Origin of the sequence: Pleomorphomonas oryzae DSM 16300 (genome assembly GCF_000422965.1) — a bacterium.
Taxonomy (GTDB): domain Bacteria; phylum Pseudomonadota; class Alphaproteobacteria; order Rhizobiales; family Pleomorphomonadaceae; genus Pleomorphomonas; species Pleomorphomonas oryzae.
Window position 1 is genome coordinate 231,800 of the sequence record NZ_AUHB01000001.1, and the last position, 24,216, is coordinate 256,015.

Below are 24,216 nucleotides of genomic sequence, written 5' to 3' on the forward strand. Positions count from 1 at the left end.
CCCGCCAAGACACTCCTTCTCCGGGATCCTCCGTGCCCCAGCGTTCTCCAGAACTTGCCCGCATTGAAGCGGCGACCGATGAAGCTATTCGTCTCGCCGCCGATCACATCCGGCAGGGTGACCTCGTCGCCTTTCCGACCGAGACCGTCTATGGCCTGGGCGCTGATGCGACCCAGGGGCAGGCCGTTGCCGCCATCTACGAGGCCAAGGGGCGCCCTTCCTTCAATCCGCTGATTGCCCATGTCGACAGCCTCGCCATGGCTGAGACGTTGGTCGTCTTCGACCCGCTGTCACGACGGCTCGCCGAAACCTTCTGGCCGGGCCCGCTGACGCTGGTACTGCCGGAGCGGCCGGATTGTCCGGTCTCTTCACTGGCCACCGCCGGTCTCGATACGCTCGCCGTACGCATGCCGGCGCATCGAGTGGCACTGGCGCTGATCCAAGCTGCCGGCGTACCGATAGTCGCACCCAGCGCCAACACCTCCGGCCATGTCAGTCCCACATCGGCCGCGCACGTTTACGGCGACCTGTCCCGCCGCATCCCGCTGATCTTGGATGGCGGCCGCACCGAGGTGGGCCTCGAATCGACCATTTTGCAGGTCCGCGACGATATTCCCTATCTGCTGCGTCCCGGTGGCCTTGCTCGGGAAGAGATCGAGGCGGCGATCGGCATTGCCATCGTCCGCTCGGAGGGCGATCCGTCCGCCGCACCGATAGCGCCGGGGATGCTGGCATCCCACTATGCCCCGAACGCCCGGGTCCGGCTCGATGCCCGCCGTGTCGCGCCCGGTGAGGCGCTGCTCGCCTTCGGCGGCGCTTCGATCCATGGCGCAGCCGATGCAGCGCGCGTCTTCAACCTGAGCCCGTCAGGCAATCTCAGAGAAGCGGCGGCCAATCTGTTCGACATGCTGCGCCGGGCCGATGGCGACGACATCACCGGAATCGCCGTGGCGCCCATCCCCATTCATGGTCTCGGCGAGGCAATCCGCGATCGGCTGACACGAGCGGCGGCGCCTCGCTAAGGTTACGCTAAGCCTTCCTGCCACTTGACGGCGCGGCCGTGGGGGCATCCTCTTGTCTCAGGATTTTCACGGACGCCAGATGGCGCCTTCCGGAGAGGGCCGCATGCGGACACTTTTCCTGAGCCACCCGCGCTATCGTGACCACCTCGCGCCGGAACATCACCCCGAACAACCGGAACGCATAGCCGCCATAGAGCGGCAGCTCGAGGGCGAGGCCTTTCAAAATCTGATCCGCGACATGGCCAGGCCGGTCTCCGACGAAGAGATCCAGCGCGTCCATCCCGCCGGCTATGTCGAGCACATCCGCATTCAGGCTCCGCATGACGGACTTATGTCGATCAGCGGCGATACCATTTTATCGAACGGCACTTACGAGGCGGCACGCCTCGCCGCCGGCGCGGCCTGCCTTGCGGTCGACGAGGTGATGGCCGGCCTCGTGGACAACGCCTTTTCCGCCGCCCGTCCACCCGGTCACCACGCCAGCGCCCGACAGGCCATGGGCTTCTGCTTCTTCAACCATGCGGCCATTGCCGCCCGCCATGCCCAAACGGCACACGGAGCGGAACGCGTCGCCATCGTTGATTTCGACGTTCACCATGGCAACGGCACGCAGAACATCTTCTATTCCGACAAAACGGTGTTCTATGCCTCGATCCACCAGTCGCATTTGTTTCCGGGCACCGGAGAGGCATCGGAAACCGGCATCGACGGCAACATTCTCAATGTGCCATTGGGGGCCGGCGCTAACGGCGAGGTCGTCCTCAGGGCGATGGCTGAAGCCGTCCTGCCGGCCGTCGACGCCTTCCGGCCGGATCTTCTGGTGCTGTCGGCTGGCTTCGATGCTCACTATCGCGACCCCCTCGGCGACCTCAACCTCGTCGAAGCCGATTATGGGGTCCTTACCCGCGCCGTCATGGAGGTCGCCGATCGAGTCTGTGGCGGCCGCATCGTTTCTCTGCTGGAAGGCGGCTACGACATCGACGCTCTCGGCCTGTCGGCCGCCGCTCATGTCGCGGCACTCATGGGCCATTGAGTCGCGCCGAGCAATGCCATGTGCGGCGGCGTAATCGAAAAGGCGTTTATTTCCAATTGCCCACCCGACCTGCGCGTCGCGAGTGTTCATAGCCATGCGTTGCGACCTCGCCCCGTCTTGGCTGCCTACACTTCTCATCACTCCCTTGATGAAAGCACCGTCTCCTCAGGCGCTGCCATGCTGGAAGGCAGGCGATCGTGGTCTTCGGCCAACTTTTGCTTAATGAGTGGTTAAGTTTTTCTTGGCATGATCATTTGCTTTGCATTCAATCAAATACTCGATCAGCTTTTGGTCTTAAGTTCCGACAAAGCAAATGTCGCATTTTAGCCACGCAGTCGAAAATCTAACCCAGCCTAGTTAGAAATCCGAACAGCATGAATGCTGCCCGCCCTTGTTCAGCCGCATTCAAAGGAATAATATATGACCGTGGAAAGCGTGATTTAAACACAACGCTCCCGAACGAATACATAAGACAAACCACGTACCCGGCAACGGGGTAGGACGGTACCCAGATGGTCAAACAGGCTGACGCTGTTAACAAGGGCCAGATCCAACAAGGCAGCGAGACTGAACTCGACGCCCAATATCATGAGATCGGCATTCCGGCGGTGAACGCTGCGGCGCGCGCGATGCGTCGCCAAGTGCAGCAGAAGGACTACACCACGGCCCAGCAGACTGCGCCGATGTTCTCCTACGAGGACTGATCGAACGATTCCGTGGGCTGGCGCATGCTGTGGCCGGCCCGGCGGTACCTTTTTCAGATTTGCTTCGGAGGCTCGACGCGCCGGTCTTTATGGCTTTGCGTGTGAGGTAGGGCTTGTGCCTCTGATACAAGACTGAATTCGTCGAAGGCCGGAGCTCGCTGCTCCGGCCTTCGACGTTTATGGGGATGACTTCCTCCGGTGGCGCATCAGCCGCCGTTCGTCTTGTGCATCTTGTCGGCGCCGTCCATCGGCATGGCGTCGTGACCGCCGGGCTGATGATCCCCAGCCTTGGCGTTGATGGATTCGACTGCAAATTCCACCGGCACCTCGCCGGCCTTTTCGAAGGTGAGCGCCCCCTTCACTTTGGTGCCGGCTTCGAGGGGTGCCGTCAGTTTCATAAACATCAGATGGTAGGAGCCGGGCTTCAGCTCGACAGTGGCGCCGGCGGGAATCTCGAGGCCACCCTCGAGCTGCCGCATCTTCATGACGTCGCCTTCCATCTTCATCTCGTGCACTTCGGCGCGCCCGGCAAGCGCGAAGCTACCGCCGATTAGCCGGTCAGCCTCACTACCGGCATTGATGATGGTGACGAAACCACCGCCCATTTCGGCGCCCTTCGCCGTCGCACGCGTCCACGGATGCACCAAGGTGAGCGAACCCGCCTTGAACTCATGGGCGGCAGCCGGTTCGATCGCCATCCCGGAAGCAGCAGGCAAAAACGTCAGAAGGCCGACAAGCAGCGCGGAGCGAAGAAGAGCATGAGAAATCTGGGCCATGGGAAAACCTCGATGATTGATTGACGGCCGTCGCCCGTGGCTCCGGCGTGCCCGCTGCACGGGCTTGATCTATTGATGAAGAAGATGACTGCCGTTTCTCAGCGGACCAGTCCGGTCAGGCGAGGCTGGGCGGGGCCCGTTGCGGCGGCGGGCTTCCCGCTCTCGCCGGCAGGACAAAGGCTTCCGGCGTGAGGGACGTAGGCACCCATGAGAAACTTGCCGGTTCGCGCAATTCGGTCGGCGTCGGCAGAACGCCAACAACGCTGCCGAGGCAGCAGGAAAGGCAATCGTGGACGACATGCACGGGCGCTTTGGCCGGATGTTCCACGCCGGTTTGCATCATTGCTGAGCAAAGAACGCCATGCCCGTTAAGGCCATCGCGTGCTTCTGCCTGGATCATAGCGAGCGGCGCCAGCCCTTGCAGCACAAGCGCATAGATGAACAGAACGCGCGTCACGTCGCGCGCCAAGTCTGCCAGCCCTCGTCGCCAGCCGGTGCGTGTCATAGCCTCCCCCGGCTCATATGCGCCAAAACACTTAGCAGATTGGCTTGGCGGTGCAATGTCCAACGAGAAAGACTCGACCGCCGCCGCGCCCACGTATAGAGAAACGGCGAACGGTGACACCTTCCTCTTTCGAGGGGAGTCGCCGCATTCGGAGAATCGCCCATCGCCAAGCGAACCGGCCTCGCGAAGGCCAGAGTTCTGGACGTCGCCCATGCTCAACGCGTTTCATCCCGTCGGCGACAAACTCGAATACGCCCCTAATTGCGGCACCCTGGTGCCGGACCAGCAGACGCTTTGGATCGACCTGATGACACCGACGCGCGCCGAAGAGCTCGCCGTCGAGAAATTCATTGGGGCCGAACTGCCGACGCGCGCCGAGATGGAAGAGATCGAGCCGTCGAGTCGGCTGTCGGTCACCAACGACGTTCTCTATCTGACAGCTGCCCTGCCCTGCCGCGCCGGCAGCAATGATCCCGGCATTACCGTCGTCACCTTTGTGCTGACTGACAAGCACCTCGTCACCGTCCGCTATGACGAGCCGGGTACCATCCCGCTCGCCATCAAGAACGTGACGACAGCCGGCGCCAACGTGACGACCCCGCACGGCGCGCTGTTGACCATTCTGGAGGCGGCCATCGACCGCCTGGCCGACGTCATCGAGCAATCGGGGGCCCGCATCGAGACCATCGCCCGTCGCGTTTTCGAGGACGACTCACGCGCCTCGCCGTCGGGCGACCGCTACAAGAGTTCGCTGCGGCGTATCGGCCGAGAGGGTCTGCGCCTCGGCCACTTCCAGGAGAGCTTGATCTCGCTCTCCCGCCTCCTGTTGTTCCTCACGGCCAAGATGGAAGGCCCGCGTTATTCGAAAGAGGACGTCGCCCGTCTGAAGCCGATGAAGAGCGACGTGACCGCTCTGGCCGACCATTGCCGTGGCCAGGAGGAACGCATCACCTTCCTGCTCGACGCGACGCTTGGCCTCATCTCGATCCAGCAGAACGACACCATCAAGATCTTCTCGGTTCTGGCGGTGATCTTCATGCCGCCGACGCTGGTCGCCAGCTTCTACGGCATGAACTTCCACTACATGCCGGAACTCGCCTGGTCCTACGGCTATCTCTGGGGTATTGCCGTCATGATCCTGTCAGCAGTCGGCACCTACGGCTTCTTCCGCTGGAAAAGATGGCTGTAAGGGCATAACTGCGGCGGCCTGAACAGGTCGCGCTTTGCCATGCGCGCCCCCGCCAAGCGAGTCTGCTCTTGGCGATGCACAGCCGTCTGCCTGCTCGTCAAATGACCGGTGACGGGTCAGGGTGGCTTGGCTTGATCCGAGACTTTCTTAGGTCACCATGCTTTTCCAGAACAGCATAGGCGATAGTGGCGAACTTGGAGTTCACCTCTTTCAGCGCAGCAATGACCTCCAGGTGCTGATTGCTGGAGCCGAGGCTTAGGTGATCGCCGCGGCGAAGACGAGCAAGGTGTGCGGCGCGGCTGCTGCTCTCCATTTCCGCGACAGCCTGCTTGTGACGCACCAAGCGCCGTGCCGTGGATACGTCCCCCGTCCATGCCGTTTCCTCGGCAAGAATGACCGCTTGATGCACGGCCTGAACCATGGCTGCGATTTCGGCCTTTCCCTCCTCAGAGAACTGGTATTCGCCCTGGAGCTGCTCCAGCCTGAGGTTCAGGAACTTGCCGGCAAAGACATCGCCGCACCGTTCCAGACGGATCGCGAAGTCGATGATCGGCTGGATATCGGCAAGCTCCGCTTCACATGTCGCAGGTAGCTTGGCGTAAATCTCCCGAATGCTGGCCAGGGTGGCGTTCATACGCTTTTCCAAGCCTGCCATGCGCTCGCGATCGGGCTTGGGTCCGGTGGCCTCGTTGAGCATCAAGGAGGCGATTTCCAGCATGTTGCCGAGCTGCCGCTTGATGGTCGGGAAAGCAAGACCAACATCGTCGGCCACCCCTATGGGCAAATCAGCAGGCAATAGCTCCTTGTCCATCGCCATGCGCCGGTCAAGAACGCGCGCCAAACGCACGCAGAAGGGCGCGGAGAGAAGCAGAAGGGCATTAAAACCAAGATGACCGGCGAGCATGGTCTCACCGGTGGCAAAGTGGATCTGATCGATCAGACCACTGAAGTGGGCAACCAGTAGAATGACAAGGCATACCAGGACGAAGATACAACGCAGCCCCGCCACCGCGCCAGCGACCGCTTTGCTGCGGGCGTTCTCATATTTGAGCAGCCACAGTGGAAGAAGGGCACTACCGAGATTGGCTCCCAGCACAAGCCCCAGGCCGGCGCTGATCCCGAGCGGAGCGTGAAACGAGAAGGCCAGGGCCGCCAGAAGCGCCGCGATGCTCGAGTGCATGACGAGCGTTAGCGCGCCCCCGAGAAGCAGGGCCGTTATCGGATCGCTGTTGAGATAATCGACGACCGCGTTCGCTCCGGGCAAAGTGGCGAGCGGGGCCACACTCAGCCTGATGACCGATAGTGAAAGGAAGATCAGCCCCAGACCAAGGATGGTCCGTCCATAATTGCGCAGTCGCGGTTCCGTCGAGCGCAGATAGAGCGTCGCTCCCACAAGGATGCAAAAGGGTCCGAGCGCGGAGACCGGTAATTGCAGGAACTGAACGGCGAACGCCGATCCCATATCGGCGCCAAGCGCGACGGTCGCGGCCACTCCGACGGGTATCGATCCGGTGCTGGCAAGCCCAGCCGCGATCAGCATGACGGCCGTGCTGCCCTGCATGACGAAGCCAAGCCCAGTGCCCGTCATCAGATTACGGAATGTCGAAGAGCCCTCATTGAGGCTTGATCGGATTTGACTGCTCCACAGACGCTCAATGCCGATCCGCATGAAGCGCACCGCAAACAGAAGCAGCATCGCCCCGCTCAGCAGTTGCACCGCGAAATTGAGGATGGTCATGGCATTGGCTTCCGTTGGAGCGTCCTGACTTGATCGGTATACACGGTAGCCGCCTAACAAATTCGGCAACTGAAAATGTCACCTAGAGAGCAATTGGTGGGATTCAATGGCGGGGTTTGACGGGCCCTCGGAAGCTTTTGGTATGAGACTTACCTCCTTGCAGGTTATGGTTGCGCACCTACCATTCTGCTAGAACACGGTGGTTCGGACCGAACTAGAGCAATTTCAGCCAAAGTGGGAACCGATTTTGCGCCCGAAATTGCGGTGAACCCAAAAGTTGGAGTACTCCAGCGAACCAGAGTTCGCCGGAATGCTCTAGGGGATACAGATGTTTGTATTGCCGAAGAAACTCGTCATCGGCGCGTTCGTTGCCGTGATCGCGACAACCGGCATTGTTCAGGCGAAATCCTTCACCGAGCTGATGGAGCAGGGCTACAAGATCGGCAAGCTCACCACCGGCAAATCTGGCATGCCCGGCTGGGTCGCCTCAAATGGCACGAAACAGTATTTCTGTAGAATGCGATTGGGCCTGGCCTACGTCGGCACACGCGGCCCGGACCCGACGATTCCGCTCAAAGAAGATCTTGAGGCGGGACGCGTAAGACCAATCGACGTCGACTTCTGCCTACCGGCCCAGTGATGCGGTCTGGTCTTGAAAAGTGAAATACCCTGGCGCCGCTTCCTTATGAAGAGGTTCCAGGGTTTCTATTTCCAGATGAAGATGAACGAAAAGAGATCGAGGTGGCTGAACCGGGCCGACCGGAGTTCAAATCTTGTGACTGCTTATGACTATAAAAAGACTTAAAAACTGACGTGTAAAAATTGCTTCGTTTTTGACCGCCGCGTGTTCAGCCGCCTCGATAGACCCGATCATCTCGGGACCGCCGTTCCATCGCATGCGGGCCGCCGAATTTCTATGGCCTAATACGTAGCGGCGATGAAATGGTCATTTTGTGCCATCCACCCCGCATTTGGTGTCAGCTCTTCGCACGTTAACGGCCTTGAGCACCGAAAGCGGCCCGTCACCGGCCGATATCTCCGATCCACTGCGCCCAGCCTTTTTGCGACAGCCTCTCCGCCACATCCGGCAGGCTCCGGCCCGAGTCGGCCAGTTGGCGGACCTCTCGCGGCGACAGATCATATTCCCTACGGAACGCCCGACTGAAGTTTTCGGGATTTGGGAAACCGTGGGCAGTGCCGATCTCGGAGATCGACATGTGCCGCCAGTCGACCGAGCGCAGGGCCTGCAAGGCGCGCTGCAGACGACGTCGGTTCACGTAGGTGGCGAAGCCTCCGACCGGCTCGAACAGCCGGTAGGCTTTCCGTCGCGACAGGCCAAAGGTCGCGAGCAGGCTGTCGAGCGTCAGGTTGGGATCGAGGAGGTTATCCTCGACGTGGCGCCTCAGGCCGACGAAATGCGCCAGATTGACACCGGCCATGTTGCGCTCGTCCACATGACCGTTGACGGCGGCGGCAGCAAGGTCGAGGAGCGGGTTGATCACCGCCTCCGCCTCGCGGCGCGACATGTTGTCGATCTGTCCGTGAAAGCTCTTCAGGCTTTCGCGAAACAGCGTAACCAGCGGCAGGCCGGCCGGAATGATCCGCATGTGCGAGGCATCGGGGGTCTCAAGCCGAGGAGACAGGAGCCGACGCGGCACCACAAGGCTGATCTGGTCGAGATCGGTGGTGGTGGTCGAAAGCGGTTGCGCCATGTCGATGACGTAAAGGTCGCCCTCGCCGGCCACCTCCGAATTGCTGCCCCCGCGCGTTGCACTTCGTCCGGAGAGGTAGAACTGCAGGAGATAGCCGTCCATGCCGTCGCGGGCGATCTTGTAGCGCGAGCGATCGAAATCCTGCGCCGTGCTCCGCAGCCGGCCAAGCGCCACGTCGCCGGTAAAGGCTGCTTCGACATGGGCGAAAAAGCCCTCCTCCACGGTCTTGCGGGGGCGGGAATCGAAAAGAACGCTGATAGCCTCGGTCCAAGCCGGCTGGGCGAGATGGGGTGGCAAGGAGCGCGTATCGAAGCGCGAACGCAGGACTTTCGAGTCAGGAGAAGCGGCGCTCATCTCTATCCGGCGCTCCGGTCATCGCAGGGAAACCGACGGTCTGGATAAATACTCATACGTGGTAAGGAATATCAAGCCGCGTTGCGGCCAGGAATGGTCCGACCAGAGACGGTAACGCCCAGCGTTGCCGCTGGGCGCCCCTTCATTCTTACATCACGGGCGAATGCGTTCTTACGCCACCGTCAGGCGATATTTCGCAAAGCCATCACCGGCGTCGCCAACCTTCTCGACCTTGACGCCAGCCGGCACCGTTTCCAGCGTGGCGTTGGGGGAATCCGGGAAGGTGACATTGGCCTTCTCCGGCAACTTGGCGATCGACCAGTTGCCGTCGGCCGACGGATTAATGGTCTTGTTGGCGATGATGTAGCGAACGATGACGTCGCGGTTGCTGTCCGGCCCCTGGAATACCACCGTGCTGCCATCGGCGCCGGGGAAGTGGCCGCCGCCACCGGCGCGGTAGTTGTTGGTCACCACCAGGAACTCCTGGGTCGGCTCGACCGGCTTGCCCTGGTAGGCGAGGTCGACGATGCGGTGGGCATCCGGCGCCACCACCTTGCCGTCGTTGTCGTAGCGCTTTGCCTGCGTCACATCGATGCGGTAGGTGACGCCGTCGATGACGTCATAATTATACGAGGGGAAGGATGTGTCGATCAGCGGCTGCTCGTCGGCTTTCGCCGGGTCGATCCGGTTGAAGATGCCGGCAGAGCGTTCCAGCCACTCCTTCAACTGCTCGCCGGTGACCTTCACGATCCGGATGGTGTTCGGATAGAGATAGATGTCGGCGACGTTCTTGATGGCGATCGGGCCCTTGGGAACGAAAGTGTAGTAGTCCGGACCGGAACGGCCGCCGCACTTGAAGGGCGCCGCCGCCGACAGGATCGGCAGGTCCGGCAGACCGGCTGCTTTCGCCTGGGTGGCGCCATACCAAAGCTGCGCCTGGCTGACGATCTGAACCGACGGATCGTCGGCGACCAGCGCCCAATAGCTGGAAATGGGGGCCGACGTTTCGCCCACCGGCCGGCGAACGTAATCGAGCGTTGCCTCGTGGTCGGCCTTCACCGCCGCGAGCACGGCCGGCACGGCATCGACACGGGAGACGATTTTCTTGTCAGGCGTGCGCTCGTAGATCGGACGTGCCTCGACCTTGAAGCCGCTGACCTTCCAGCCCTCACCTTGCTTGGTGAGATCAAGGTCGATAACGCCGAGATGGCTGCCCCAGAAGCCAGGCATTACCGTGGGAATGCCGTTGAGCGTACCCTTCTCGATGTCGGCGCCATCAATGCCGGCAAAGTCCTTGCCAGGGAAGACGAGATGCTGGTGACCGGTGAAGATGGCATCAATTCCCGGGACCTTCGACAAGAATAGCGCCGCATTCTCCTCGCCGCCCGACCGCGCCCCGCCGGCAATGCCGGAATGACAGAGAGCGACGACCACGTCCGACTGCTTGCGCAGCGCTGGCAGGTATTTGCTGGCGGCGTCGACGATATCGATGGTGGTCGCCTTGCCCTCGAGGTTGTCCTTGTCCCACTGGACGATCTGCGGCGGCACGAAACCGATGACGCCGATGCGCAACACGTGCTCGCCGCCATCGGCGTCGGTCACCTTGGCGTCGAAGATGCGGGTCGGCTCGATTAGCGGCGTGCCGTCGGGCTTCAGAACGTTGGCACAAACGGCCGGGAATTCGGCGCCGGACAGCGCCTTGCCGAGAAAGTCGAGTCCATAATTGAATTCGTGATTGCCTAGCGTGCCGCAGAGGTAACCAAGGCCATTCATCGCTGCGACGATGGGATGCTTGTTGCCGCCGTCGAGACCCTTCTCATAGGCGATATAGTCGCCGAGCGGGCTGCCCTGGATGAGATCGCCGTTGTCGAACAGGATGGCATTGTGCGCCTCGTCGCGGGCGGCGGCGATCAACGCAGCCGTCTTGGCGAGGCCGACCGTGTCGTCCGCCTTATCGCGATAATAATCGTAAGGGTAGATGTTGACGTGCAGGTCGCTGGTCGCCATCAGGCGCAGGCGAACAGTCGGATCGGAGGCTGCGGCAGCGACAGCGGGAACAAAAGCGACGAGCGCGCCGGCAGCAGTAGCCAGCAACAGTTGACGACGGCTGAGACGATGGATCGGCATGGCTGTCTCCTGAATGAAATCCCGTTGCGGGCTAAAGCGTCGATGCGGCGCCGAACGACCTGAAATCCTGGAGCCGCTTTTTTTGTCGTCCTTCGACATCGAAGTTGTCGGGCCGCAGCCAAGCCTCGAAAGAAGCCTTCAAGGCCGGCCAGTCGCTGTCGATCACCGAGAACCACGCGGTATCACGGTTGCGTCCCTTGACGATGACGGCTTGGCGGAAGGTGCCTTCATAGCTGAATCCCAACCGTTCGGCGGCTTTCATCGATGGTGCGTTGAGGGCGTTGCACTTCCACTCGTAGCGGCGATAGCCGAGGTCTTCGAAGGCGTGCTTCATCAGCAGGTATTGCGCCTCGGTGGAGACGGGCGACCGCTGCATCAACGGCGACCATGCCACCCAGCCGACTTCGATGGAGCCGTTGGCCGGGTCGATGCGAAGATAGGATACAATGCCCACCGCCCTGCTGCTCGCCTTGTCCACCGCAGCAAAGAACAGCGGGTCTTCGGACGGAATCATTGAGCCGACCAACGTGGCGAAGTCGGCCTCGCTGTCGAAGGGGCCGACGGCCAGATAGGTCCACATCCGGCCGCTCTTGTCGGCGGAGTAAGCGATGAAGAGATCCTGCACATGATCGGTCGACAGGGGCTCGAGCCGCACCGCCCGCCCTTCCATCACTGTGCGGGACGGACGCGGGCGCGGCGTCCAGCCGACAACCACTGGTCCGACGGGATCACCGTTGCCGTCCAGCTCGTGAGACCTCATATCCTTCCCCTCGGCCATTTTGCCTTATTTTCCGATCACGCCGGCCAGCTCGATCCGACTCCGTCCAAGGGCAGCGAGTACCGCCTGAACGATGCCATGCGCATCGAGACCCGCATCGGCATACATGCGCTCCGGCTTGTCATGGTCGACGAAGGTGTCCGGCAACGTCAGCGAACGGAACCGGAAGCCACGGTCGAAACGACCATCATCAATCAGCGCTTGAGCGACCTGGCTGCCAAAGCCGCCGGTCGAACCTTCCTCAACGGTGATCAGTAGCTCGTGGTGGGCGGCGAGCTGACGGATCAGCGCGCGGTCAAGCGGCTTGGCGAAGCGCGCATCGGCCACCGTGGCTGGCAGACCGAAGGTAGCGAGCTCTTCAGCCGCTTTCAGCGCTTCGGCGAGACGCGTGCCGAAGGAAAGAATGGCCACCTTGCTGCCTTCGGTGACAATGCGGCCGCGGCCGATCTCCAGCAGCTGCCCCCGCGCTGGCAATTCGACGCCAGCACCCTCGCCACGCGGATAACGGAAGGCGATGGGACCGTCGTCATAAGCCACGGCGGTGGCGACCATATGCCGAAGCTCAGCTTCATCGCCGGGCGCCATCACCACCATATTGGGCAGACAGGCAAGAAAGGCAGTATCGAAGGCGCCGGCATGAGTCGCGCCGTCGGCACCAACGAAACCGGCACGATCGATCGGCAGACGAACGGGGAGATTCTGCAGCGCCACGTCGTGCACGACCTGATCGTAGGCACGCTGCAAAAAGGTGGAATAGATGGCGCAGAACGGCTTCAGGCCTTCAGTAGCCATGCCCGCCGCGAAGGTAACGGCATGCTGCTCGGCAATGCCGACATCGAACATGCGATCGGGAAAGGCCTCAGCGAACAGGTCGAGCCCGGTGCCGGCCGGCATGGCGGCGGTGATGCCGACGATGCGCTCGTCGCGCTGCCCCTCATCGACCAGCGTTTCGCCGAACACCTGGGTATAGCTCGGCGCGTTGGCCTTGGGCTTGACCTGGGCGCCGGTCACCACATCGAACCGGCTGACGCCGTGATACTTGTCGGCCGCCGCCTCAGCCGGCGGATAGCCCTTGCCTTTCTTGGTCACGACATGCAGCAGCACCGGCCCGTCCTTGGCATTGCGGACGTTGCGCAGCACGGGCAGCAGGTGTGAGAGATTGTGACCGTCGATGGGGCCGACATAATAAAAGCCCAGCTCTTCGAACAGCGTGCCGCCGGTCAGGAAACCGCGCGCGTATTCCTCGGCCCGCTGCGCCTTCTGGCGAAGGCCCTTCGGCAGGTTGAAGGCGAGCTGCTTCATCGCCTCGCGCAGCGTCAGATAGGTCGGCCCGGACACGAGGCGCGCCAGATAAGCACTCATGGCGCCGGTCGGCGGGGCAATCGACATGTCGTTGTCGTTGAGGATGACGACGAGGCGGCTGTCCATGGCGCCGGCGTTGTTCATGGCCTCATAGGCCATGCCCGCCGACATGGCGCCGTCGCCGATGACGGCAATCACCTGATTGTCGTCACCCTTCAGATCGCGCGCCACGGCCATACCGAGGCCGGCGGAAATCGAGGTTGAAGAATGACCTGCGCCGAACGGGTCGAAGACGCTTTCGGTGCGCTTGGTGAAGCCGGAGAGACCACCGCCCTGGCGCAAGGTGCGGATGTCGTCGCGCCGGCCGGTTAGAATTTTATGCGGATAGGCCTGATGGCCGACGTCCCAGATCAGCCGATCGCGCGGCGTGTCGAACACCGCATGCAACGCCACCGTCAGTTCGACCACGCCCAGCCCGGCACCGAGATGGCCGCCGGTTACCGACACCGCGTCGATCATCTCGGCGCGCACTTCGGCCGCAAGCTGCTCAAGCTCGGCAACCGACAGCACCTTGAGATCGTCAGGCGACAATACCTTGTCGAGGAGCGGAGTGGCGGGACGCGGCAATCCAAAAATCCGTGAAATTACGAGGGCAAACCTCTCACCCTCAGATATCAGTCAATCACAGTCTCATCAATTCGCAAGCGTCGTGTTTATCAAGCTAAATTGCGGCAGATGCAGGGACACTCATCGAGCGAGACCAAACTGGATTTCGATGAGATGATAGGGCGACCCCGGCCCACGCCAGTCATGATAGACCTCGCGGCTCTCACCGGAAAAGACATGCCGTGACTGCTCGATTTCCGACACCAGTGGCCCATACCCCTTGGAAAACAGCGTTCGCAGCGATCCACGATGCAAAGCTGACGCCGCGATGATCGGCTCAAGATGCCGCACCTCGAACTGTCCGGCGTAGGCGACGGGGCGCTCGATCGGCAGGCATATCCGCCAGTCGAACGGCGTCTTGCCGTCGCGCGGAAGATTCTGCGAGATGAAAACCCATGGGCCGGCCGTCGTCAGGCCCAACTCCTCGGCCTCGGCGAGCATCATCGGACCGAGCTCGGCCGAAACGGCTGCGACATCCCGGATAGAGATCCTCCGGGCTGCACTCAGCACCCACATGTCCTGGGTTTCAACGATATTCATCCGCTCCCCCTCTTCTCAGGGGCAAGCTACCGGGCAAATGGCAATCGCCAAGCGAGGAAATGAGATTTTTTTACTCGATCGACTGGACAAAAGTCGCCGGAGTGGAAAATTCGTCTCCAACGCTGGCCCGGTTCACTCTCTATCGAGCGGCTCGACGCCAGCCGCAGAGCCATCCCCGGCGATGCGGATCTTCTCGACCTTGGCCTCGGCGGCCTTCAAAAGGCCGTCGCAGTGTTTGCGCAGCGCATCGCCACGCTCGTAGATGGAGATGCTCTCCTCGAGCGGCACCGAACCCTGCTCAAGCCTGGCGACGATACCTTCGAGTTCCTTCAGGGCCTGCTCGAAGCTGAGGGCGCTGACGTCGGTGGCAGTGGTCATTCTCGGCGGCCTTTCGATCACGGATAGAGGCGGGTGCGCGTCCAGCCGCCGTTGCCATCAGGCAGGAAGCGGATGCGGTCGTGCAGACGGAACAGCCCGTCGCGCCAGAATTCGATGGCAGTCGGCGCCACACGCAGGCCCGACCAATAATCGGGACGTGGAACCGTGCCGACGCCGAACTTGAGGCCCCACTCGGCCACCGCCTTTTCAAGGGCGAAGCGGCTTTCCAGCGGGCGCGATTGCTTGGAAGCCCAGGCGCCAATCCGGCTGCCGCGGTCGCGGCTCTGGAAATAGGCGTCCGCCTCTTCCTTCGACACTTCGGAGACATTGCCACGCACCCGCACCTGGCGCTTGAGGCTCTTCCAGTGAAACAGCAGCGCCGCCTTGCGGGTCTTCAGAATCTGCTCGCCCTTGGCGGAACCGAAGTTGGTGTAGAAGACGAAGCCGCGCTCGTCGAAGCCCTTGAGCAGCACCATGCGCGCATCTGGCAATCCGTCCTCATCGACCGTGGCCAGCGCCATGGCGTTGGGATCGTTCGGCTCGCTCTTCTCAGCTTCCTTCATCCAGCTGACGAACAGCTGATACGGCTCTGAGGCTTCGGTGAAATCGGGCTCGGAACTGGACATCTCTCGTCGGCGCCTCGTCATGCTGGCTGGCCGGCGGCCAGATTCGCGCAAGCGTCCGACCGGCATATAGCCACATCCCGGCCGGCGACAACCTCTGACACATCTTGTTCGAAAAGATTTTGTCAAAGCCGTCCGCCCCGTATAATGGCACACTCTGGAACGGAACGTGATCGGGCATTACATGCTTGGCAGAACCTTGGCGCCACCGTGCGCCATCATCCATTTGAAGAGGGCCAACCAGCATGCGTGATCCGTATGAGGTCTTGGGCGTGCCCAAGAGCGCGGACGAAGCGACGATCAAGAAGGCTTACCGTAAGCTCGCCAAGCAGCATCATCCGGATGCCAACAAGAACGATCCGCGTTCCAAGGAACGCTTCTCCGAGGTGAACTCGGCCTATGAAATCGTCGGCGACAAGGACAAGCGCCGTCAATTCGACGCCGGCGAAATCGACGCCGACGGCAAGCCGCGCTTTACCGGGTTCGAGGGTTTCGGTGGCGCGGGCGGCATGGGCGGCGGCGGTTTCCGGCAGGCAGGCGGCCGGCCGACCGATGACATTCTGCACGACATTTTCGGCGACGCTTTCGCCAACTTCGCAGGCGGCGCGGCCCGAGGTGGCGCGCGCGGCGGCCGGCGCGGCGGTGGGTTCTCCGGCTTTGAAGGTTTCACCTCTGCAGGCGCAGCCGGACCGGGCGCGGGCGCCACGGGATCAACCAAGGGCGCCGACGTCATGGTGACCGCACGGGTCCGTCTCGAAGACATCGTCGGCTCCGGCAAGGTGCGGATATCCCTGCCGAGCGGCAAGTCGCTCGACGCCAAGATTCCCGCCGGCTTCGAGCCAGGCCAGCAGCTCCGCCTCAAGGGTCAGGGCGGCGACGGCACACCGCCGGGCGACGCCATTGCCATTCTGGTTTACGAGCCGCATGCCCTGTTCCGGCCGGATGGCTACAACCTGCGCCTCGACCTGCCCGTCACGCTCGACGAGGCGGTGCTGGGCGGCAAGGTACGGGTGCCGACGCTGGAAGGCGCCGTGGACATGACCATCCCAGCCGGCGTGACCGGTTCGAAGGCTTTCCGCCTGCGGGGCAAGGGCCTGCCGGATAAGAAAGGCGTGCGGGGCGATATCTTCGTCACGCCGCGCATCGTGCTGCCGGACGGGGCCGATGCCGGCCTTGAAAAGCTGATGGAGCGCTGGCGTGAAGTGCGTCCCTATGACGTGCGCGGACCGGAATTTTCTTCATGAGCCGTCTGCCGCCGCTGCCGCTGCCGCCGGCACGCGGCGCCCGTCCCGCACGTTTTCTGGCTAGCCTCGCCTTCATGGTGATGGTGGTGGGGATCGCGTCCCGCCACCTCGATTTCATATCGAGCGCCACCATGTACGCCGCGGTCATCGTCGGCCTGCTGCTCGGCCTCGCGGCACTCGGCGTGGTTTCAGTCACGGTGCGCGACGTCTGGCACGAGGGACGGCGCGGCGCCAACAGTGCGTTTGGCTCGCTGCTGCTGATCATCGCTACCTTCTCGCCGCTGATCGGCGGCCTTGCCGCCTATATCGCCTATCCCGCCCTCGACAGCGTTTCGACCGACACGGACGACCCGCCGGCCGCGCCCGCCGGCTTCAAGCAGGTGGCGCTGCCGATCGATCTGCGTGCCGCGCCCGATGACGCTCCCTCCTTGCAGGAAGACGCTTATCCCGATCTGACGACGCAGGCCGCCGATCTCTCCACCGTCGAGGCCTACGCGCTTGCCCGACAGACCACCGACGATCTCGGATGGACGATCCGGCTGGCCGAAGAGCCCGATACCGAAGCAGCGAGCGGCCGGATCGAAGCCGAGGCACGGTCGATGGTGCTGGGCACCCAAGAGGATATCGTTGTTCGCATCCGTCCCGGTGACGGTGGTGGAAGCCGTATCGACGTTCGTTCGCTGAGCCGGGTGGCCATGCCTGATCTCGGCGAAAACGCCCGCCATGTCGGCGACTTCATCGCCCGTTTCGCTGAAATGTCCCGGCGGCAGGACGCCAACTAAATCACAGGCGACTCAGCCGATCGGTGATCCGTCTGACAAGCCCCCGTTCTTCCAGCCAGTCGGCGTGTGCCATGACCGAGAGAGCGGCTGCTTTGGTAAGCGCCGGATCGAGGCCGATATAGATCGCCGACACGATCTCCTCGATGGTCCGATCATCACTCTCTAGCGCCCGCAGGATGGCGGCCTCACGCGCCTGTCGATGACGCTTCAGCTCGGTAACCCGGGCAAGGCCATCGGCCACCGGGCCACCATGCCCGGGTAGATAGATACGGGCACCGAGGGCGACTAAACGGTCAAGGGAGGCCATATAGTCGGCCATGCGTCCATCAGGGGGCACCACCACGCTGGTCGACCACCCCATGACATGATCTCCGGAGAACAACAGTCCTGCCCCGGCAAGGTCGTAGCAAACATGGCTGGCGGTGTGGCCCGGTGTCGCAATGGCCCGGAGCTCGCCGGCTTCTGTCCTGATCGTCTCACCATCGGCGACTATCCTGTCCGGCCGGTGGAGTAGCCGCGATGGATCGGGCGCGGGGCCGACAATCTCGGCACCGGTCATCTCGGACAGTCGTCTCGCTGCCCCGGCATGATCGGCGTGATCGTGGGTGACAACGACACGTCGGATCGGTGCACCGGCGGCCGCGATGAGGTCGGCGACATGAGTTGGGTCATCCGGACCGGGGTCGATCACGGTGACCTCATGATCGCCGAGAAGATAGCAATTCGTGCCGCGGAACGTCAGCGGTCCGGCGTTGCGGGCCGTTAGCCGGCGAATGCCCGAGGACACCCGCTCGGCAATGCCATGGGTGGGCGTGAAATCTAGAGCCGGATCGCTCAAGCTGCTCTCCCTTGCCACCATGCTGCGACATGGACGCCCATGAAGGCGCCTGACTCCTTGGGACATCCCATGAATCGCCCTGACTCCCGATGGACCCGCATGGACTCTCCCTTCCTGCCGGACCGAGGCTGGGGCTGGCCTCTCATGGCGACCCAATCATCCAGAACAATCCCCAGGCCAGACCGAAAAGCGCGGCAAGCACCACGGCGACCATCATCACCATGGTTCGGATCAGGGTTTGCGGCGTGACTGGCGCGTCGGCTTCCGGAATTCTGGCCAAACCCAGGACCAAATCGTGACCGGTACCAGGGTCGAAAACGAACTCACCAGCTTGCCGTCGATCATTGATCCGGAAGCCGTCCGGCACCATCGTGCGTATGAGATCGGCCAGCTTCCACCGGGCGATGGGGGTGCCGTCGGCAGCGACTATGGCCAGCCCATCAGGGGACAATTCCGCTTGCGCCGGCCGGCGCTGTCCGTCGCCCTGATCGTAGAATCCGTCGGCCCTGGCCCAGCCTGTCGTCGCCATGTCGCAATCTCCCGACAACCCGTCGAATATGACGGAGGCGTGCTTGCATTTCCACCCGAACTGCCCCAAACCGATTCAAAATACAAAGTTCATGGAATTGCCGTAGAGGTTCGCGACCGTCCGAAAAAACAGGCCGGAGCCAGGTATCGGCGCGATTATCGTGGCTGGTTTCGATCAGCGGCCATCGACCTTACGCCTGCACACGAGTTTGTCCTTGTCCAAGACTTTCGCCCCGCTCGTTTCGCTGCTGACCGGCATCGGTTTCCTGTTGTGCGGCAATGCTCTGCTCGGAACGATGATCCCGCTGCGCGGCCTTTACGAACACTTCACGCCGGTCACCATCGGTCTGATGGGTTCGTCCTACAATCTCGGCTTCGTGGTCGGCTGCCTCGCGTGCCCCTATCTCATTTTGAGAGCCGGCCATATCCGCGCCTATTCGACGCTGGTATCGCTCGCCGCCGCCACAACGCTCGTCCATCCGATGGTCGTCGATCCCCTGGTTTGGATCGGCGCACGCTCCATTACCGGCTTCTGCCTTGCCGGACTCTATCTCATCATCGAAAGCTGGCTCAACGACCGCGCCACCAATGACAATCGCGGCCTGATCATGAGCGTCTACATCGTCGTCAACTTCCTCACCACCACAGCTGGCCAATTGATGGTGCTGCTGGCGCCGGTCCAGCATTTCGAGCTGTTCGCCGCCGCCTCGCTCCTGGTGTCGCTTGCCGTGGTGCCGGTGGCGCTCACCACGTCGGCGCAACCGGCGCCGATCGCCATCGTACAGTTCCGGCCGCTACGCCTCCTCAAGATCGCACCGGTGGGCCTTGCAGGCACCTTCATGATCGGTGTCGCCAACGGCGCCTTCTGGTCGCTGGTCACCGTCTTCGCCATCGGCCGCGGCCTAACGGCGGATGGTGCCGCCATTTTCCTTTCCATAGCGGTCATCGGCGGTGCCTTGATGCAATGGCCGGTCGGCAGGCTGTCCGACGCGCACGACCGCCGTCTGGTACTGGCCGGTGTCGTGGTGCTGTCGGCGATTGCCAGCCTTCTCACCGTTCTCTTGCCGCTCGGCAACGACGGCCTGTTCGTCATGGCCTTCGTGCTGGGCACCGTGGTGCTCACCGCCTATTCCGTGGCAGCCGCTCATGCTTATGATCGCGCCGAGAAATCCGCCTACGTGGAGATGGCAACCGGCGTGTTGCTTGCCAACGGCGTCGGCGCCGTGTTCGGGCCACTGATCGCCTCCTTCGCCATGGAGAGTTGGGGCAACGGTTCGCTGTTCGTGTTCATGGCCATCGTCGAACTTCTGCTGGCCGCCTTCATCGCGCTCCGCTGGCGCATGCGTCCGTCGCGCCCGGACGATCCCAAAGAGGCCTACGAGATGTTCGCCACCGCCCCGGTTGGCGGTGCCATTCCGCCGGAAGCCCCCTCACCGGACGACCCCATTCTCCAGACGCCGGTGGTGCCGGCAACCGAGCCGAAGGATTCTCCCTGACGGCTCTTGCCAAAGGCCGGCGCCTGCCGCAAAGCAACGCCATGGCAAGGATCCGTCTCGATCAGCTTCTCGTCGCCCGTGGTCTCGCGGATAGTCGCGCTCGCGCTCGCGATGCGATTTTGCGTGGCCATGTGACCGTGGCCGGGCGGCCGGTCGACAAGCCCGGTCTCACCGTCGAGGAAGACGCCGACCTCTCGATGTCCGATCCGGCAGCAGCCTATGTGTCGCGGGCCGCGCTGAAGCTCGTCGCCGGCCTCGATCATTTCGGCCTCGATGTCGGCAACCGCGATTGCCTCGATATCGGCGCGTCCACCGGTGGCTTCACCGAGGTGCTGCTGCAGCGGGGGGCTGCCCGCGTCGTGGCGCTCGATGTCGGCCATGACCAGTTGCATCCGCGCATTGCCGGAGACGCAAGGGTCACCAATATGGAAGGCTTGAATGCGCGAGACCTGACGCCCGCCGACCTGCCCTTTCGGCCTGAGGTGATCGTCTCCGACGTGTCTTTCATTTCGCTGACTTTGGCGCTGCCGCCGGCGCTTGGGTTGACTCGCCGGCCGGCCATCGGCGTCTTCCTCGTCAAGCCGCAGTTCGAGGCTGGTCGACAGGCCATCGGCAAGGGCGGCATCGTCGATGAAGCGACCGGCCGGGCCGCCGCCGAGCGCATTCGCGCCTGGCTCGACGGCCGCGATGGCTGGCGTGTCCTCGATCTCGTCCCCTCGCCCATTCTCGGCGGCGACGGCAATCATGAATATCTTCTTGGAGCGAGCCTTGACTGAACTCGTAATCGACCGTCTCGGCCACCGCGGAGACGGCGTCGTCAACCAGCCAGACGGACGGCAGCTCTACGTGCCCTATGCGCTGGCCGGCGAAACCGTCGATGTCGACATGCAGGGCGGAGCGGCCCGGCTCAATCGGATCCTCACCCCCTCCCCCGACCGTATCGAACCGGTGTGCCGGCATTTCGGCACCTGTGGCGGCTGTCTGTTGCAACATGTCGCGCCGGCGCCCTATGCCGCCTTCAAACGACGACTCGTTGTCGATGCGCTGGCCGATCGCGGCCTGTCGCCCGAGGTCGGCGAGACACGCATCGTACCGCCGCATTCCCGCCGCCGCGCAACCTTTGCCGGGCTCATGGCCGGCCGCCATCCGCTGGTCGGCTTCAACGAGCGGGCCAGCCACCGCCTCGTCACCATCGATCAATGTCCGGTGGTGAAGCCGCAGCTCCTCGCAGCTCTGCCGGCACTGACAGCCCTGACCGGCCTCATTGCGCCCAGGAAAGGCGGGCTCGACCATACGGTGACGCTCACCAGTGGTGGTCTCGACGTATCCGTCGCCGGCATTGCGGCGCGCGACGTCGATCGGCTGCGCATGCCTCTCATCGAGCTCGCCGCGCGCTTCGATCTTGCCCGCTTGTCGGCCGGCGGCGAGGCGATCGTCGAACGCCGCCCCGCCATCATCAACATTGACGGTGTTGCCGTCACGCTGCCGCCTGGTGGTTTCCTGCAAGCCTCCGAGGAGGCAGAAACGATCATGGGCGAGCTGGTGACCGCGGCCATTCCGGCCAAGGTAAAGCGGATCGCCGATCTCTTCTCGGGCGTTGGCACCTTTGCATTGCGGCTTGCCCGGCAAGCCGAGGTGCTGGCGATCGAGGGCGAGGCCGGCGCCGTCGCAGCTCTCGACCGGGCGGCGCGCGGCACGAGCGGTCGCCATCGGATTACCGCCGAGAAGCGTGACCTTGCCCGCAGACCGCTGCTTGAAAAGGAACTGGAGAAAATCGACGCCGTGGTGTTCGACCCGCCACGCGCCGGCGCCGCCGAGCAAAGCCAGTGGCTTGCCCGCTCGAAGGTACCGACCATCGTCGCCGTCTCCTGCAATCCGGCGACGCTGTCCCGTGACCTTCGAACGCTCGTTGATGGTGGCTATCGCATTGAAAGCGTTACGCCGGTCGACCAGTTCCTGTGGTCGAGCCACGTCGAAGTGGTCACAGTGCTGAAACGCTGAAAGATCGGTTGAGGCGAACAAAGGCCGGAGCAGATTCCCCGCTCCGGCCTTTTCACATCAGGGCAGTATCGACTCAGGCGAGCGCCTTGGCCGGGTCGAGGTAGGCAAGGCCGAGGGCGTCGCTGACCGCCTTGTAAGTGATCTTGCCGGCGTGGACGTTGAGGCCATGGGCAAGGTGGATGTCGTCCTTGCAGGCCTGCTTCCAGCCCTTGTTGGCGAGCGCCAGGGCGAAAGGCAGTGTCGCGTTGTTGAGGGCGAAGGTCGAGGTGCGGGCGACGCCGCCGGGCATGTTGGCGACGCAATAGTGCACGACGCCGCTTTCGATATAGGTCGGATCGGAGTGCGTGGTGGCGCGCGACGTTTCCGAGGCGCCGCCCTGGTCGATGGCGACATCGACGAAGGCCGAGCCCTTGTTCATGGCGGCGATCAGCTCGCGGCTGATCAGCTTGGGCGTGCCCGCGCCCGGCACGAGTACCGTTGAGATGACGAGATCGGCGCCGGAGACCAGTTCCGCCACGGTGTCCTTGTTGGAATGGGCCGTCTTGATGCGGACGCCGAAGGTGGCGATGGCGCGGCGCAGAGCGTCGATCGAATTGTCGACCAGTGTCACGTCGGCGCCCATACCCAAGGCGACGTGGGTGGCATTGGTACCGGCAACGCCAGCGCCCAGGATCACCACCTTGGCAGGCGCCACGCCGGCGACACCGCCGAGCAGGATGCCCTTACCGCCGGCGGCGTTCTCGAGCGCGGCAGCGCCAACCTGCGGCGCCATGCGGCCGGCCACTTCCGACATCGGCGCGAGCAGCGGCAGCGAACCGTTCGGCGCCGTTACCGTCTCATAGGCTATGCAGGTGGCGCCGGACTTCATCAGATCCTCGGCCTGCTCGGGATCAGGAGCGAGATGCAGATAGGTGAACAGCGTCTGCCCTTCACGCAGCTTCTTGCGTTCGACGGCGAGCGGCTCCTTCACCTTGACGATCATGTCGGCCTTGGCGAAGATTTCATCGGGGCCGTCAACCATGGTGGCGCCCGCCTTGACGTAGGCAGCGTCGGCAACACCAATGCCGGCACCGGCATTCTTTTCGATGATGACCTTATGTCCGGCGGCGACGAGTTCGCGCACCGACGAGGGAACGAGGCCAACGCGGTCCTCGTGATCCTTGATTTCCTTCGGCGTACCGACAAGCATTTTATTATGTTCCCCTGGTTCTGCCGCCGGGTTTTGTCCCGGTTTTGGCATGATGGCGCATAATTGGCCAAGCATGACGCAATTTCTTGCACAGATTCAGCAGACTATGGTCGCAGATTGGCATAAAATTCTGGTCTTCGCCCCTTGAACCGCAGGAAATTCAACCCATGCGCCTCGACGTGACGGATCGTGCGATCCTGACCGCCTTGCAAGACAATGCCCGACCGACGAATGCCGAGCTCGCGGATCGGGTCCACCTCTCAGCTTCGGCCTGCTTGAGGCGCACGCGCCTTCTCGAGGAAAGCGGCCTCATCGCCCGCTTCGTCGCCATTCTCGATCCGCGAATAGCCGGCGTGCCCGGCACCGCCTATGTTTCCGTGACGCTCGACAGCCAGGGGCGCGCCTCGCTCGACCGGTTCGAGGCAGCGGTGCGCGCCATCCCCGAGATCACCGAGTGCTATCTTCTGGCCGGTCAGCACGATTATCTGTTGCGCGTCGTCTATCGCGACGCCGCCGACCTCGAGCGTATCCACAGCGAGATCCTGACGCCACTGCCCGGCGTCGTGCGCGTCCAGTCGCAGTTGACGCTCCGGACGGTGAAGCGCTCCACTAAACTGCCGATCTGAAAAGCAAGACCCGGAGCAGGAGGCCGATCCATGAGATCGACGTCGTGCTCCGGGCATGAACGACA

24 protein-coding genes are annotated in these 24,216 nt (G+C 62.8%); 11 read left to right on the top strand and 13 right to left on the bottom strand.

Annotated features, from left to right (window positions below; translation table 11 throughout):
• Positions 1-32: 32 nt before the first annotated feature.
• The 3 genes from G522_RS0101105 to G522_RS0101115 all read left to right on the top strand — a co-directional run bounded on the left by G522_RS0101105 (position 33) and on the right by G522_RS0101115 (position 2,759).
• On the top strand, positions 33-1,022 hold the full coding sequence (locus G522_RS0101105) for an L-threonylcarbamoyladenylate synthase (protein ID WP_026789472.1): 990 nt from the start codon (positions 33-35) through the stop codon (positions 1,020-1,022).
• A gap of 103 nt (positions 1,023-1,125) precedes the next feature.
• Positions 1,126-2,055: a histone deacetylase family protein gene (locus G522_RS0101110; RefSeq protein ID WP_026789473.1), complete on the top strand. Its 930-nt coding sequence runs from the start codon at positions 1,126-1,128 to the stop codon at positions 2,053-2,055.
• Between the two features lie 512 nt (positions 2,056-2,567).
• A complete protein-coding gene (locus G522_RS0101115; protein ID WP_026789474.1) occupies positions 2,568-2,759 on the top strand; it encodes a hypothetical protein in 192 nt (63 codons plus the stop codon).
• 206 nt (positions 2,760-2,965) lie between these two features.
• Here G522_RS0101115 and G522_RS24990 read toward each other — a convergent pair whose 3' ends face one another.
• Both G522_RS24990 and G522_RS29870 read right to left on the bottom strand, forming a co-directional pair.
• On the bottom strand, positions 2,966-3,535 hold the full coding sequence (locus G522_RS24990) for a copper chaperone PCu(A)C (protein ID WP_245586564.1): 570 nt from the start codon (positions 3,533-3,535) through the stop codon (positions 2,966-2,968).
• A 115-nt stretch (positions 3,536-3,650) separates the two neighbouring features.
• Positions 3,651-4,004 (bottom strand): DUF2946 family protein, encoded by a 354-nt coding sequence (locus G522_RS29870; RefSeq protein WP_026789475.1) that lies wholly within the window; start codon positions 4,002-4,004, stop codon positions 3,651-3,653.
• A 247-nt stretch (positions 4,005-4,251) separates the two neighbouring features.
• Between G522_RS29870 and G522_RS0101130 the strand changes: the two genes are divergently transcribed.
• The gene (locus tag G522_RS0101130) at positions 4,252-5,229 is read left to right on the top strand and encodes a magnesium transporter CorA family protein (protein WP_026789476.1); all 978 of its coding nucleotides are present in this window, start codon (positions 4,252-4,254) and stop codon (positions 5,227-5,229) included.
• Positions 5,230-5,326: 97 nt separating this feature from the next.
• Here G522_RS0101130 and G522_RS0101135 read toward each other — a convergent pair whose 3' ends face one another.
• Entirely contained in the window at positions 5,327-6,967 is a 1,641-nt protein-coding gene (locus tag G522_RS0101135) for a Na/Pi cotransporter family protein (protein WP_026789477.1), read from the bottom strand.
• Positions 6,968-7,295: 328 nt separating this feature from the next.
• Between G522_RS0101135 and G522_RS24995 the strand changes: the two genes are divergently transcribed.
• A complete protein-coding gene (locus tag G522_RS24995; protein ID WP_051228005.1) occupies positions 7,296-7,607 on the top strand; it encodes a hypothetical protein in 312 nt (103 codons plus the stop codon).
• A 382-nt stretch (positions 7,608-7,989) separates the two neighbouring features.
• Here G522_RS24995 and G522_RS0101150 read toward each other — a convergent pair whose 3' ends face one another.
• From G522_RS0101150 to pdxH, 7 genes are all read right to left on the bottom strand, one after another.
• The gene (locus tag G522_RS0101150; protein ID WP_026789478.1) at positions 7,990-9,033 is read right to left on the bottom strand and encodes an AraC-like ligand-binding domain-containing protein; all 1,044 of its coding nucleotides are present in this window, start codon (positions 9,031-9,033) and stop codon (positions 7,990-7,992) included.
• Between the two features lie 171 nt (positions 9,034-9,204).
• On the bottom strand, positions 9,205-11,160 hold the full coding sequence (locus G522_RS0101155; protein WP_026789479.1) for a bifunctional 2',3'-cyclic-nucleotide 2'-phosphodiesterase/3'-nucleotidase: 1,956 nt from the start codon (positions 11,158-11,160) through the stop codon (positions 9,205-9,207).
• A 31-nt stretch (positions 11,161-11,191) separates the two neighbouring features.
• Entirely contained in the window at positions 11,192-11,920 is a 729-nt protein-coding gene (locus G522_RS0101160; RefSeq protein ID WP_036837725.1) for a GNAT family N-acetyltransferase, read from the bottom strand.
• Positions 11,921-11,944: 24 nt separating this feature from the next.
• Positions 11,945-13,867 (bottom strand): 1-deoxy-D-xylulose-5-phosphate synthase, encoded by a 1,923-nt coding sequence (dxs, locus tag G522_RS0101165; protein WP_026789481.1) that lies wholly within the window; start codon positions 13,865-13,867, stop codon positions 11,945-11,947.
• Between the two features lie 120 nt (positions 13,868-13,987).
• A complete protein-coding gene (locus tag G522_RS0101170; RefSeq protein WP_026789482.1) occupies positions 13,988-14,446 on the bottom strand; it encodes a GyrI-like domain-containing protein in 459 nt (152 codons plus the stop codon).
• 132 nt (positions 14,447-14,578) lie between these two features.
• A complete protein-coding gene (locus G522_RS0101175) occupies positions 14,579-14,824 on the bottom strand; it encodes an exodeoxyribonuclease VII small subunit (protein WP_026789483.1) in 246 nt (81 codons plus the stop codon).
• A gap of 17 nt (positions 14,825-14,841) precedes the next feature.
• Positions 14,842-15,471: a pyridoxamine 5'-phosphate oxidase gene (gene pdxH / locus G522_RS0101180; RefSeq protein WP_281168415.1), complete on the bottom strand. Its 630-nt coding sequence runs from the start codon at positions 15,469-15,471 to the stop codon at positions 14,842-14,844.
• Positions 15,472-15,692: 221 nt separating this feature from the next.
• Between pdxH and G522_RS0101185 the strand changes: the two genes are divergently transcribed.
• Both G522_RS0101185 and G522_RS0101190 read left to right on the top strand, forming a co-directional pair.
• A complete protein-coding gene (locus G522_RS0101185) occupies positions 15,693-16,691 on the top strand; it encodes a DnaJ C-terminal domain-containing protein (RefSeq protein WP_026789485.1) in 999 nt (332 codons plus the stop codon).
• The gene (locus G522_RS0101190; protein ID WP_026789486.1) at positions 16,688-17,473 is read left to right on the top strand and encodes a DUF1499 domain-containing protein; all 786 of its coding nucleotides are present in this window, start codon (positions 16,688-16,690) and stop codon (positions 17,471-17,473) included. The genes G522_RS0101185 and G522_RS0101190 overlap by 4 nt, the downstream gene beginning before the upstream one ends.
• 1 nt (position 17,474) lies before the next feature.
• Here the strand turns inward: G522_RS0101190 and G522_RS0101195 are convergent, their stop codons facing one another.
• Both G522_RS0101195 and G522_RS0101200 read right to left on the bottom strand, forming a co-directional pair.
• Entirely contained in the window at positions 17,475-18,311 is an 837-nt protein-coding gene (locus G522_RS0101195; protein WP_036837543.1) for an MBL fold metallo-hydrolase, read from the bottom strand.
• A 142-nt stretch (positions 18,312-18,453) separates the two neighbouring features.
• The gene (locus G522_RS0101200) at positions 18,454-18,840 is read right to left on the bottom strand and encodes a hypothetical protein (RefSeq protein WP_026789488.1); all 387 of its coding nucleotides are present in this window, start codon (positions 18,838-18,840) and stop codon (positions 18,454-18,456) included.
• Positions 18,841-19,054: 214 nt separating this feature from the next.
• Between G522_RS0101200 and G522_RS25000 the strand changes: the two genes are divergently transcribed.
• From G522_RS25000 to G522_RS0101215, 3 genes are read left to right on the top strand one after another with little or no spacing between them, the layout of a single operon-like run.
• The gene (locus tag G522_RS25000; RefSeq protein WP_051228008.1) at positions 19,055-20,335 is read left to right on the top strand and encodes an MFS transporter; all 1,281 of its coding nucleotides are present in this window, start codon (positions 19,055-19,057) and stop codon (positions 20,333-20,335) included.
• A 41-nt stretch (positions 20,336-20,376) separates the two neighbouring features.
• A complete protein-coding gene (locus G522_RS0101210) occupies positions 20,377-21,111 on the top strand; it encodes a TlyA family RNA methyltransferase (RefSeq protein WP_036837546.1) in 735 nt (244 codons plus the stop codon).
• A complete protein-coding gene (locus G522_RS0101215; protein WP_245586565.1) occupies positions 21,104-22,336 on the top strand; it encodes a class I SAM-dependent RNA methyltransferase in 1,233 nt (410 codons plus the stop codon). Before G522_RS0101210 ends, G522_RS0101215 begins: the two co-directional genes overlap by 8 nt.
• Positions 22,337-22,409: 73 nt before the next feature.
• Here the strand turns inward: G522_RS0101215 and ald are convergent, their stop codons facing one another.
• Complete coding sequence (gene ald / locus G522_RS0101220) at positions 22,410-23,525, bottom strand: alanine dehydrogenase (protein WP_026789491.1); 1,116 nt, start codon at positions 23,523-23,525, stop codon at positions 22,410-22,412.
• 167 nt (positions 23,526-23,692) lie between these two features.
• Between ald and G522_RS0101225 the strand changes: the two genes are divergently transcribed.
• Positions 23,693-24,151, top strand: coding sequence for an Lrp/AsnC family transcriptional regulator (locus G522_RS0101225; RefSeq protein ID WP_026789492.1), 459 nt, complete (start codon positions 23,693-23,695; stop codon positions 24,149-24,151).
• Positions 24,152-24,216 lie beyond the last annotated feature (65 nt).

Coding starts and splice junctions, on each gene's coding strand:
- ald (WP_026789491.1), bottom strand. CDS start 23,525: ATGCTTGTCGGTACGCCGAAGGAAATCAAGGATCACGAGGACCGCGTT.
- G522_RS0101150 (WP_026789478.1), bottom strand. CDS start 9,033: ATGAGCGCCGCTTCTCCTGACTCGAAAGTCCTGCGTTCGCGCTTCGAT.
- pdxH (WP_281168415.1), bottom strand. CDS start 15,471: ATGACGAGGCGCCGACGAGAGATGTCCAGTTCCGAGCCCGATTTCACC.
- G522_RS24995 (WP_051228005.1), top strand. CDS start 7,296: ATGTTTGTATTGCCGAAGAAACTCGTCATCGGCGCGTTCGTTGCCGTG.
- G522_RS0101170 (WP_026789482.1), bottom strand. CDS start 14,446: ATGAATATCGTTGAAACCCAGGACATGTGGGTGCTGAGTGCAGCCCGG.
- G522_RS0101130 (WP_026789476.1), top strand. CDS start 4,252: ATGCTCAACGCGTTTCATCCCGTCGGCGACAAACTCGAATACGCCCCT.
- G522_RS0101190 (WP_026789486.1), top strand. CDS start 16,688: ATGAGCCGTCTGCCGCCGCTGCCGCTGCCGCCGGCACGCGGCGCCCGT.
- G522_RS0101115 (WP_026789474.1), top strand. CDS start 2,568: ATGGTCAAACAGGCTGACGCTGTTAACAAGGGCCAGATCCAACAAGGC.
- G522_RS0101210 (WP_036837546.1), top strand. CDS start 20,377: ATGGCAAGGATCCGTCTCGATCAGCTTCTCGTCGCCCGTGGTCTCGCG.
- G522_RS0101185 (WP_026789485.1), top strand. CDS start 15,693: ATGCGTGATCCGTATGAGGTCTTGGGCGTGCCCAAGAGCGCGGACGAA.
- G522_RS0101200 (WP_026789488.1), bottom strand. CDS start 18,840: ATGGCGACGACAGGCTGGGCCAGGGCCGACGGATTCTACGATCAGGGC.
- G522_RS24990 (WP_245586564.1), bottom strand. CDS start 3,535: ATGGCCCAGATTTCTCATGCTCTTCTTCGCTCCGCGCTGCTTGTCGGC.
- G522_RS0101110 (WP_026789473.1), top strand. CDS start 1,126: ATGCGGACACTTTTCCTGAGCCACCCGCGCTATCGTGACCACCTCGCG.
- G522_RS0101225 (WP_026789492.1), top strand. CDS start 23,693: ATGCGCCTCGACGTGACGGATCGTGCGATCCTGACCGCCTTGCAAGAC.
- G522_RS0101160 (WP_036837725.1), bottom strand. CDS start 11,920: ATGAGGTCTCACGAGCTGGACGGCAACGGTGATCCCGTCGGACCAGTG.
- G522_RS0101135 (WP_026789477.1), bottom strand. CDS start 6,967: ATGACCATCCTCAATTTCGCGGTGCAACTGCTGAGCGGGGCGATGCTG.
- G522_RS0101155 (WP_026789479.1), bottom strand. CDS start 11,160: ATGCCGATCCATCGTCTCAGCCGTCGTCAACTGTTGCTGGCTACTGCT.
- G522_RS0101175 (WP_026789483.1), bottom strand. CDS start 14,824: ATGACCACTGCCACCGACGTCAGCGCCCTCAGCTTCGAGCAGGCCCTG.